Origin of the sequence: Nocardia sp. NPDC004654 (assembly GCF_040609595.1) — a bacterium.
In the GTDB taxonomy this organism is placed as follows: domain Bacteria; phylum Actinomycetota; class Actinomycetes; order Mycobacteriales; family Mycobacteriaceae; genus Nocardia.
Genome location: NZ_JBEXKI010000003.1, coordinates 399,963 through 412,553, shown reverse-complemented (window position 1 = coordinate 412,553; position 12,591 = coordinate 399,963). Strand labels below are relative to the sequence as shown.

The window sequence follows — 12,591 nt, the reverse complement described above, 5'->3', positions numbered from 1 at the left end:
CTCGCGGTGCTCGATGAGGCCGTGGCTCGGGCGATGCAGCGCGAGGCGCTGGCCGAGGAGGGTGCGGGTCGCGTCGACGACAGCGTCGGCGTCGTCCCCGGCGACCCGCCGCGCCTCGTCGTGATCGGCTGGAACTCGCCCGGAGACGTCCGCGCCGAACTCGCCGCCGACCACCCGTTCCTTCGCCCACTGCTCGATCGCTCCGACGTGGTGGTCCGCCACATCGAGATCGCCTACACGGACTACGGTCGAATCACGCACCGGCGCACAGACTTCGGCCCGGACGGGCCGCTACACGGTGCGCAACCGCCGTCGATGCCGCCCGGCTCGGACTCGGGTGCGCAGCGGCTCGGCGAGGGGGAGCACTCGGAACCCGCCGACCGGCCCGAAGCTGCGCAGTCGGAAGCAGAGGGGCAGCGAGCCGGTGCCGCGTCTCGCCCAGTCTCCGCTGACGCGCGGATCGATGCCGGTGCTCGACCCGAAGTTCCTGACTCGCAGCCGGAATCGGACGGGCAGCGAGCCGGTGCGGAGTCTCGCCCGGAGTCCGCCGATCCGCGGAACGAAGCGGAATTCGAGGCGATGCGCCAGCGGACCGAACAGCGCTATCAGGACGCGATGCGCGAGATTCGGCGGCAGGTCGACGAGGCGCGCCGAGCGCTCGACGAGCTGGCATCCCAGGGCAGGCCGAAAGATCCGGACGGCTTCGACGAGCGCCTGCGGCAATTCGACGACGCGCTCGCGGAACACGAGCGCCGCGCCGAGGACGCACAGCATCCACCGACCCGGCCCGAAGCGGAGTTCGACGCCATGCGGCGACGAACCGAGGAGCGCTACCAGGAGGCCCTGCGCGAGGTTCGACGACAGGCCGACGAGGCGCTGCAAGCGCTCGACGAACTGCAAGCCCAGGCCAGACCCGAGCATGCGAGCGACCTCGACGGTCGGTTCCAGCGGTTCGACGAGTCGATGGCCGAGCACGAGCGCCGGACAGCTGAGCTGGATCGGTCCCTCGGCGAGGCGGAAACTCCTCCGCGACAGACGGACTCGGGTGACGACGGCGCCGCGCAACGGCCGCACGGTGGTGAGGAAGGCGACGTTCGCGCCTGGCCGCCGGAGCCTTCTTCGCCGGAGTACGTCGACGCGGTCGCGCGGCGGGATGCGTTGGCGGGCCGAATCCGGGAGCTGGCCGACGGGCTGCGGCTGCGGGTGGATCCCGAGCGGCTGAGCCCGGGCCGGATCGTCGACACGATCCGCGAGCTGGGCGGAATGGCGATGCTCGCCGACGACGTCACCCGCTTCGCCGAACTCGGCGGCCTCGTTCCGGACTTCCTGCGTGCCGATGCCGAGGTGCGGCTGCTAAAAGCGCGGGCGGAGCGTCCCGGACCCGCGGAGTCCGCGCAGCCGCGCTCCGCGGATTGGCCGCGGACCGGAATCCCGCGGGTGCACGACCCCGCGACAGCGGAGTTCCGCGCGCAGCTACCGCGCTTGGCCGAACGGATCAGGGTGACCGCGGCGGCGCGCCGAGAACTCGAAGCGCGCATCGCCGATCTGGCCCGCGGGCTCGGCATCGACCCGGAGGGACGGACACCGCGGGAAATCGCCAACGCAGTCGAGGGATTGGTCCGTGCCGCCGAAACTCCCCTCGAAGACGCATTGCGCCGCCCCGACGATCCCGCCCAGATGTTGCGGCAGCTGGACGAGCTCACCGACGCCGCTCGGAACGCGGCCGAAACGCACTCCGCCACGCGCGAAATCAGGTCCGCGCTGAACCAACTGGACGCCGTGAGCGCGGGGGAGCGCGCCGCTCGTCAGCGTGCGGGCGCGTACGCCGCCCGCGACGTGCTCGCCGCCGCCGACGCGATGATCCCCGCCGAAGGCGTTGGCGTGCTGCCCGGCAGGCACGTGCTCGTCGCATCGCCGCTCGCCGCCCCCGACCACGCGCTGCCGCCCGATATGCGACGCCAGCTGGCCGACGCGGGCGTGCGTGTCGACTACGTCCTCGTCGCGGTCGACGAATCCGGCACGGTGACCACTACCCCCCTCCGCCCGCCGGACGACGGCGGCGCCGCCGCGAGCCCGTCGCGACCCGACCAGCCGGGATCCGGCCTCGCCGGTGCCGCGAACCGCCCTCTGCCTTCGGAACGCTCGACAAGGGCAGACCCACTCGGTGCAGGCGCTCCGCCGCGCGAAGGCGGAGAACTCGGCGCCGAGTCGGAACGTGATGCGCCACAGAGCGCTTCGCGACAGCCCGGCGGCAGCGCGGTTCGCCCGGACGCGGACCCAGCAACGCGCGGCGACTCGGGACGCTCGACGCACCAGGACTCGTCGCCGCTCGAACCGCGCCTCGACGCCTCGACGCCAGAGTCCCACCCAGACTCCTTGGCGCCCGAAGCGGACTCCGACCCGTCGTCGCCCGAGGCAGGCCCAGATCCCGCCTCACCCGAGTCCCGCACGGACGCCCTCACTCCGGAAGCACGCGCGGAACTGTCCCGACTCCGGGCCGAACGCGCCGAGGCCATCGCCACCCGTGCGGAATGGCGCGACATTCGCCGCATGCGCGCCGAAGCGCTCCCCGAGGACCTGGACGCCGACGGCCGCGCCGCCGTGGACGCCCTGGCGCGGGCCGCCGAACGCTTCGACGCCGCGGAGCAGGAGGTCGCGCGACTCGACGCGGAGATCGCCGAGCTGGAGCTCGCGGGCACCCCGGAGGGCGTCTACCGGGCACTGATCCGGGATCGCGCCCCGCTCGCGGCCGAGCGAGAGTTCTGGCGCGCCAAGCGGGACGACCGATTCTCCCGCTTCAGCGACATCCCGCTGCCGTTCCGCGATGCGAACGAGGCGCTGAACCAAGCCAATCTGGCGACCACGCTGGAACACCTCGAGACCGGCATCGTCGCGACCAGAGACATCGCGGGTACCGGAGACGAACCCGCCTCGAGCACAGCGGAACTCGTAGGTCCCGCCGAGATCGCGCGCCGCAGGGAACAGATATTCAACCTGCAAGACGCGGCGCAACGGTTCAACAGGGCGGATTCGGCGCTCGCCGACGTGGATCGGCGGATCGCCGCGCTAGGGCGCGTCGGAGTCGGTGAGCCCCAACCGCTTTCGGACCAGGTGCGCGCCGAACTCGACCAGCTCGCGCGCGACCGTGCCCGCGAGGTGCTGGAGACCAAACCGTGGCGGCGGATGCGCGAAGACCTCGCCCGCCGCCTCCGCGTGAACGAGGACGAACTCGGCCCCGCCGACCTGGACCGCACCATGGAGGAGGTCGGGAACCGAACGATCCGGGCCGACCACGCCGAAGAGCACGCCAGGAACATGGCGCTGCTGCGCGAGGCCGCGGACCGGGTGAACCAGGCGGAACACCGTATCGCCCGTATCCAGGGGCAGATGGCGGAGCTGGCGGGCGCGGGGCGCGACATTCTCGCCGCCGAGGGCGCGCGGCAGGTCACTCCGCGGGTCGGTCTCGTCACCGGCGAGCATCCGCGGATCGTCGTTGTCGCACCGCGCGGCACGCTCGAGCATCCGCGAGCGGGTCATGACGAGGCACTGGCGGAGGCGATCCGTACCGACGCGGGCGTCGCCCACGCCATGACACGGCCGGAGACGACGATCGAATACCGCGAGATCGTCGCCGACCGCGAGGCGCCCGTGCGGACCGAGCGAATGGCTCCGCCGCGGCGCGAATACACGACGGCGAATTTCGGCGAGGGTCGCGGTGGCCTGCATCTGGTCCGCTGGCAGGACGGTGCGGGCGACTGGCACGACGTCGACCCGAACCGGCCGAACTGGACGACCAACCGCAGCGGCGCCACGGTGCCGAAGAAGTTCGAGCCGCGCGATCTACCAGAAGGCATCAGCGGATGGGGCATGAATCCGATCCAGGCAGCGGTCGTCGATCCGTTCGTCGACAACGGCCCCGGCATCAACGTGGACTTCCTGCCGACGATTCCGGGTGGCGCACCGGTCTATCCGGGTACGACCTACGAGTTGCCGTTCGCCGACGCGCTGTACCACGCGTTCCGGCTGACGCTGGAGCCCGCGAAGCTGTTCGGGTTCACCTGGTTCAACGACAAGGACCATCCCGGCCGCGTCTCGCCCGGCTTCAAGGGACACCCGTGGTTCCGCAAGAAGGGTCCCGACGTGCAGCCGATGGCGCGCGAACCCGGAGTGCCGGAGCGGGCGCCGGATCGCGGCGAGCTGACCGAAGCCTTCAAGCAGCGTCAGCGGGACGAACAGGCCGCGTGGGCGCGGGTGCAGGAGTGGGCCGACGCCGAGTACGAGCGATTCCGCAACGACGACAGCGACATCGACAGAATCACGAACGATCTCGCCACGCGTCCCGAGGCCGAGGGCGCGGCGCGGGCGGTGCGGGCCGCCGAGCTCGTCGACCGCATCGCGGGCCTCCTGGACGATCACTTCGCCGGTCTGTCCGAGGTGACGACGCGTCGACCGGACGATCCCGAGCCCGATCTCACCGCCGTCGTGGACTCGGTGGCGGGAACGCTGCGCAACGAAAGGACCGGTGACGCGGCACGATTGGTCGACGACGTCCGCGAGGCGCTGACCGGTTTGCGCCCCGATCGGGAGGCGATCGCCCGCGACGTCGCCGAACGGCTGGACAACTCCGCACACGCGTTCACCCGCGAGGAGATCGCGCAGATCAAGGACCACCTGATGCGCGAGTCCTATCTGCGGGCGAGTCTGCGTGACGGTGCGCCGGTACGCATGCCGCTGGACGCGGTCGCCGACGTCGCCGAGGCGTGGAACCGCCTCATCGCGGGCGAACCGCTGCCCGCGGACATCCTGATGTTGCAGGACGCCCTCGCCGAGTCGAACTTCCTGCGCGCCAACGGATACGCGGCCTGGCGCGACGCGAACCAGTACGCGATCCGGATCGGCTTCGACTGGAACGCGGCCCGCCCACCCTTGACCGACTGGCGCGCGGGCATCAAGTACGCGCCCGCCCCGGTGCCGAGGGACAACCCGCTGCCGCCCCGCTCGGACGACCCCGAGGCGCTGCCGCCCGGACCCGACTCGGGCCCGCCGCCCCCGCAGCTGCCGCCCGCTCCTGGACCCGCGAACCGGACACCCGAATCGTCGTCGCCGGACGACGTCGTCACCCAGCCGATTCCACGTCCCGACGCCTCGGATGACGACCCGACCGTGGAACTACATCGGCCGACTCCGCAAGGCGAAGACCCGCGAACTCACCCTGTCGACCCCCGGACGCTGCATTGGCCTGGTGGTCCTGAAACCGAGGGCACACAGCCAGTTCCACGCAGCGAAGGTGAGCAGACCGACACGTCGAGCGCCGAATCCCCGGAGGATGTTGGTACGGCGCTGATTCCGCGTACCACCAACGCGGACGACCCGACGCTCGACCTGTCGAGCGCCGAATCACCGGATGGTGCTGGCACCTCGCCGCCTTCGCGGACGACCGACGCCGACGACCCGACGCTCGATCTGCGCGTGCCGCCTGCGGGGGTTGAGCCGCAAACGCGCCCGGTAGACCCCCGAACGCTGCATTGGCCGGGTAGTCCTGAAACCGGTGTTACGCGGCCGGATCCTCGTGGCGACCAAGGCGAGCAGACCGAGCTGTCGGGAGCCGAATCGCCGGACGGTGTTGGTACGCCGATTCCGCGTACCACCGATGTCGACGACCCGACGCTCGACCTGTCGGCTGTCGAATCGCCGGATGGCACTGGCACAGTGCCCATTCCGCGAACTGCCGACGCCGACGACCCGACGCTCGATCTGCGCGTGCCGCCTGCGGAGGGCGCGCCGCGAACTCGCCCTGTCGACCCCCGGACACAGCACTGGCCGGGTGGTCCCGAAACCCGCCGGGACGAGGGCGGCGAGGACGATGGTGAAGCCGGGGCCGTTCCCCGCCCGGAGCCGAGCAAGCCGGACTCCGACTCCGGAGCGGCCCGCCCGGAGCAGACGGGATCGGAAGAACCTGTCCAGCAACCCGATTCCGGCCAGCGGCAAGACGACGGACACCCGGACGACGGCGAGCGGAGCGCTCAGCGTCCCGACGCCGAACCCGCCTCGGACGCGGATGCCCTCATCAGGCAGCGGGCCGAACTGGCGGCCGAGCGCGAGTTCTGGCGGGCCAAGCGCGACGACCGCTTCTCCCGGTTCTCCGATATCCCGATGCCGTTCGGCAGCGCGGACGAGGCCATGAACCCGGCCAACATGGCGACCACCCTCGATCATCTCCGCGGCAGGCTCGCGGGCGACCGGCATATCGCGCCCGTCGGCGACGAACTGTCGTCGAGTTCGCGCGAACTGGTCGGTGAGGCCGAACTCGCACGCCGCGAAGAGCAGGTGTTCAAGTTGCAGCGCGCCGCCGAGCGCTTCAACGAGGCCGAAGCCAGGTTGGCCGAAGTGGACCGCAGGCTCGGCGAGCTGGGACGGGCGGCCACCGACGCGTCCCGACCGCTGCCACCCGAGACGCGTCGCGAGATCGACACCCTCGCTCGGCAGCGGGCGCGCGAGGTGCTCGGGGTCCAACCGTGGCGCGGGATGCGCGCGGATCTCGCGCGCCGACTGCGGGTGAACGAGGACGCGCTCGACCCCGCCCAGCTCGAGGAGACGCTGGCCGAGGCGGCCAACCGCACCGTGCGCGTCGACGACTTCCGCGAGCACCTGCGGAACTTGGCGTTGCTGCGAGAGGCCGCGGAGAACGTCCATCGCGCGGAGGACGTCATCGATCGGCTCCAGGCGCGCATCGCGGAGTTGGCGGGCGCGGGTCGCGACGTTCTCGCCGCCGAAGGCGCGCGGCAGGTGATGCCCCGGGTCGGTCACCTGCACGGCGACGAGCCGAGGATCATCGTCGTCGCGCCGCGCGGTGCGCCGGACGCGCCCCGCGCGAATCACGACGCCGCGCTGGCTCGTGCCATCCGCGAGGATTCCGGTGTCGCGCAGGCGATGATGCGTCGCGAGACGCGGATCGAGTTCCGCGAGATCGTGGCCGACCGTGGCGCGCCGGTGCGGACCAAGCCGATGGCCCCGCCGCGGCGTGAATACACGACCGTGGGCTGGGGCGACGGCAACGGCGGCCTGCACATGGTCCGGTGGCGCGATGGCGCTGGTGACTGGCACGAGGTGAATCCGACGCGACCGGATTGGACCACCAACCGCGGCGGCCCCACCGTTCCGAAGGAGTTCGAGCCGCGTGACCTGCCCGAAGGCGTCAGCGGTTGGGGTGTGAATCCGCTCCAGGCGGCGGTCGTCGATCCGTTCGTCGGCAACGATCCTGGCGTCAACATCGACTTCCTGCCCACGATCCCCGGCGGCGAACCGGTCCCGACGGGGCCGACCTACGAGCTGCCGTTCGCGGACGTGCTCTACCACACGATGCGTCTGACGCTGGAGCCCGCGAAGTTGTTCGGGTTCACCTGGTTCAGCGACAAAGAGCATCCCGGCCGGGTGTCACCCGGTTTCAAGGGCCACCCGTGGTTCCGGAAGAAGGCGCCCGACGTGCAGCCGATGGCGCGCGAATGGGACGTCCGCAACCGCGTGCCGGACCGTGGCGAACGCGGCGAGCTGTTCGAGGCGCGCCAGCGTGCGGACCAGCGGGAGTGGGCCCGCGTCCAGCGGTGGGCGAACGCCGAGTACGAGCGCTTCCGCGGCGACGACAGCGATATCGACCGCATCGCCGATCAGCTCGCGAGGAACCCGGCGGCGGAAGGCGCCGGGCGCAAGGTGCGCGCCGCCGAACTGGTCGATCTGGTCGACGGTCTGCTCGAGGACCATGTAGCGGGGCTGGTCGATGTCAGTACGCGCCGCCCGGACGATCCCGGCGCCGACCTCAGCTCCGCCGTGGACGTCGCTCGTGGTCATCTGCGTGACGAAAAGCCGGGCGATGCAGAGCAATTGGTGGAAGACATCCGCGAGGCGCTCGAGCGGCTCGACGGCAAGCGTGCCGATATCGTCGCCGAAGTCGCTGGCAGATTGAATAATTCGGTCCACGCGTTCACCCGCGCGGAGATCGCGCAGATCAAGAACCACCTGATGCGCGAGGCGTACCTGCGGACCGATTGGCGCACCGGTGCGCCGATGCGGATGCGACTCGACGCGGTCGCCGACGTCGCCGAGGCGTGGAACCGCCTGATCGCCGGAAAACCGCTGGATGCCGACATCCTCATGCTGCAGGACGCGCTCGCCGAATCGAACTTCCTGCGCGACAACCCCGCCATGTCGTGGGCCTACGCCAACGACCGCGCCATCCGGCTCGGGTTCGACTGGAACGCCAAGCGGCCGCCGTTGACGGGCTGGCGCAAGGGGATTCGTTACGCGCCCGAACCGCTCGTGCCCGAGAACCCGTTGCCGCCGCGGCCCGACGACGACGATGACGATGGGCCGGACGCCCTGCCGCCCGCTCCTGGATCCGACGCCGGGCCTCCGAACCGTCCGTCGTCTCCCGCGCAGTTGCCGCCCGGTGCCGAGTCGGTGGTGGAGTCGCCCGGCGACATCGACACGGTTCCGCTCACGCGTCCCGAAGGCTCCGACGATCCGACGGTCGAATTGCGACCGCGTACGCCTGACGCGGAAACATCGGAGTCGCAGCATGTTCGGCCAGGCGATTCGCCAGCGCAAGAGGCGGGCGGTGCGCGGCGCGGCTCCGCTGATCAGCGACGGGAACCTCGACACGCTGATTCGGAAGCTGAGCGTCGTCCGGATGGCCGGGGCGGTTCCGAGGGCGAGCATCGTCCGGAGGAGCGGGTCGGTTCGGAAGGCGAGCGCCGTGGGGAAGACCAGCGCGGTTCGGAAGGCCAGCGCGGTTCGGAAGGCGCAGCGCCGCAGCAGGTTCGAGCCAGGACCTACGAGGAAGGTGGCGTCTTCGCGGAACGGCTGCGGTACGGGTACGAGATCTGGGACGAGGTCGCCGCTGCGTTGAGCGCCGGGGAGCGCGCGGTGCTCGGTCGTTTCGCGTCGCTTGATCCAACGGATCTCGCGTTCGTCGCGGCTTTGGAGGCGGCGCTGCGCGGGGACGCCGAGCTCACTCCCGAGTTGGCCAGGGCGGCCGACGTGATCGATGCGGTGTTGGCGCGTCGTCCGCTGCCGGACGAGGTGGTCGTCACCTATGGGCACACCGAGAATCCGCTGGATATGTCCGGCGACCTCACCGGCACCGTACATCCGATTCCGGAGTTCCCGCGGACCGTCATGGGCGAGACGCCCGCGATGGTCGGCATCCGTTTCCACCTCGAACTGTCCGTTCCCGCGGGCACACCCGCGCTGTTCTTGAACAGTGTGTCGCCGAGGCCGTCGATCGTGCCCGGCCTGCTGCTCGCGCGGGGTCTGAGCTTCCGCATCGACAGTGTCGAGGACCGAGGCAACCACGGGCACTGGATGATTCGCGCGACAATCGTCCCCGGTGCCGACCCGCCGCTGAGCGCCGAACCGGGCCGGAATGCTCCCTCCACGCCTGAGACCGGACGGCCCGACCTCAGGGCTACCGCAGCCATACGCCCTGAAGGCGCAGCGCCGCACGAGGATGCCGGACAACCCGAAGGCGAGGCACGGCCCGAAGACGGCGTCGAGCCATCTGCCGCACAGCCGGTGGATGAGCCGCTGCCAGCGGGTGGTGTGCCGGTGAGGGTCGGCCTTCGACCCGAGGGCGAGCAGCAGCCAGAAGGTGGCGTGCCGCTGGAGGTCGGCCCTCGATCCGAGGGCGAGACACCGTCGGAAGATGTCGTGTCGCAGGAGACGGGTGTTCGGCCCGAAAACGCGACCGGTCCCGAACGCATGCGGCCTGACAGCGAGGCGGATTCCGAGGAAGCGAAGCAGCCCGCAGGCCTGGAGCCGAAGGACAGTGCTGTGCGGCCAGAAAGGAAGCAGCAACCGGTCGGTGAGGATGGCGACGCGGATTCGGGAGCGGCGCGTTCGACTGCGGATGGACGGCAGGCACAGCGCAAGGAAGCCGGGGAGCCGGAAAGCGAAGCGCCGCACGAGGAAGCCAGGCGGCCTGAAGGTGAAGCTGGTTCCGAGAAAGCGAAGCAACCTGCAAACCAGGCGCCGAGCGAAAGTGCGGTTCCGCCTGAGGGCCGAACTCGTCCGAACGGTGAAGGGAGCGACGAGGATTCGGGTGCCGCGCTTTTGGCACCGGACGGGCAGCGGGCGCAGCCCGAGGGTGGCAGTCGTGCGGGCGGTAGCGAAGGTGGGCGGCCGCCGCGGTCTTGGCTGAACTCGGCGGGCGATGATGCGTACCCGCGTCTGCCGGGTTCGGTTCTTCGTTCGCGAATTCCGCATCCGCCCAAGGATTACGACGTCGACTTCCCGGTCATCGACATCCTTCCGCCGCTGCTCCCGACCCCCAACCCACAACCACCGGTTCCCCCACGGCCACCGGTTCCCCCGCGGCCACCCGTACCGCCGCAACCCCCGGTCCCGCCGCGACCACCGCAGCCACCGACCCCGCCGCACCTGCCAGTTCCGCCGCAGCCTCCGGTGCCTCCGTCGCCACCGGAGCCGCCGCAGCCACCCAAGCCGCCAGCTCCGCCGGAGCACCCTGAGCCACCAGCGCCGCCCAAGCCGCCGAAGCCTGAGCCGCCGGTTCCTCCTAGGCCGCCGAAGCCTGAGCCGCCCAAGCCGCCAGAGCCTGAGCCGCCGCAACCGCCGGAATGCCCAGTGCCGCCGGTCCCGCCGGAGCGGCCCAAGCCGGCGGTGCCTCCGTTGCCGCCGGAGTGGCCGATGCCGCCCAAGCCGGCGGTGCCTCCGTTGCCGCCGGAGTGGCCGCAGCCGCCCAAGCCGCCGGTGCCTCCGTTGCCACCGGGGTGGCCGATGCCGCCCAAGCCGCCGGTACCTCCGCAGCCCCCGAAATGGCCGCAGCCGCAGGTGCCCCCATCACCGCCGGGATGGCCGCAGCCTCCTGCGCTGCCGGGGCCGCCGCAATGGCCGACGCCTCCGCAACCGCCGGACTTCCCGATGTCTCCGCGCCCGCCAGAGTCGCCGGAGTTCCCGGTGCCGCCGCACGCGCCGGAGTTGCCGCAGGCACCGGAGCTTCCGGTGTCTCCGCACCTGCCGGTATCTCCGATCGCGCCGGAGTTGCCGCAGCCACACGTGCCGCCCCCGCCGCCGGAATGGCCGACGCCTCCGCAATCGCCGGATTCCCCGGTGCTTCCGCGCCCCCCAGTGTCTCCGGGCGCAGCGGAGATGCCCCAGGTTCCGGTGCCGCCGCACGCGCCGGAAGTGCCGCTTCGGCCGGAGTTGTCGGTGCCTTCGCGGCCGCCGGTGCCGCCGATCGCGCCGGAGTTGCCGCAGCCACACGTGCCGCCCCCGCCGCCGGAGTGGCCGACGCCTCCGCAATCGCCGGATTCCCCGGTGCCTCCGCGCCCCCCAGTGTCTCCGGGCACAGCGGAGATGCCCCAGCTTCCGGTGCCGCCGGAAGTGCCGCCTCGGCCGGAGTTGTCGGTGCCTTCGCGGCCGCCGGTGCCGCCGATCGCGCCGGAGTTGCCGCAACCACACATGCCGCCCCCGCCGCCGGAATGGCCGACGCCTCCGCAATCGCCGGATTCCCCGGTGCCTCCGGGCCCCCTAGTGCCTCCGGGCGCAGCGGAGATGCCCCAGGTTCCGGTGTCGCCGCACGCGCCGGAAGTGCCGCCTCGGCCGGAGTTGTCGGTGCCTTCGCGGTTGCCGGTGCCTCCGATCGCATCTGAGTGGCCGGAGCTTCCGGTGTCACCGCGGCAGCCGGGAGTTCCGCGCCCGACGGAAGCCCCGGTGCCGCCGCAAGCCCCGGCGCCCGATACGCCAGGAGTGCAGGATCTTCCGCAGTCGCCGGATGGTTCGGTACCGCCGCAGCCTCGGGCTTCCGGGTGGCCGATGCAGCCTGGCGCGCCTCAGCGGCCCGGTGATCCGCCGGTGCCGGGCATGCCGACGTTGCCTGATCCGCCGCCGGGCTGGGCGCCGCCGCCTGGTGGTCCCGGTGCGCCGGGCATGCCGACGTTGCCTGATCCGCCGCAGGGCTCGGCGTCACCAACTGGCGCTCCCGGTGCGCTGACGTTGCCCGACCCACCATCGGCCGGGGACCCGCCAGCGGGCGGGAATGGTCTGTCGGGTGGGACGAACGGGTATTCGCCGCCGCCGATGCCGCCTCCGGCCCCGCCTGTATCGGCGGGCCAGTCGCGATCCTCGCGTGCGTTCCCGCGAGCGGGGTTCGGCAACGGTCCGGGCCTTGCCGAGAGTGGCCAGCGTGCGGCGACTGGTCTCGTGGTGCGCTCGCATGCGGGTGTCGGTGAGTTCGCCTACTTCGATCCGGGGACCGGCGCGCTGCGCGGTGGGACGTCGGGAGCCGGTTCGGTGTCTGGCCTGTACGGCACTGTCGGTGACCTGTCGGTGGTCTTCTACCGGGATGCCGGTCGGCTACTGCTGCGGGCTGGTGGCCGCGTGATCGATCTGGACGCCCAGCCGATCGGCGTCTACTGGCAGCGCGTCGACGACCAGACGAACCGCTTCGTGCTCGTCGCCTCCGGTGCTGTCGCCTGCGACGTGCACTACCAAGCGGTCCTTCCGGACCTCGACTTCGGGCTGCTGATCCGGGATGTCCTGAGCGATCCCGACCGGCGAACCCGGATCTTCGCCGCCTGA

Annotated in this window: 1 protein-coding gene (cut by a window edge); it reads left to right on the top strand. The window is 71.5% G+C overall.

From position 1 onward, the window contains the following. Positions 1-12,591, top strand: partial view of a hypothetical protein gene (locus tag ABZV58_RS11895; RefSeq protein WP_355000138.1) — the 3' end only. 15,159 nt of this gene lie to the left of the window's left edge; 12,591 of the gene's 27,750 nt are visible here — the last part of the coding sequence; its start codon lies off the left edge, out of view; its stop codon occupies positions 12,589-12,591.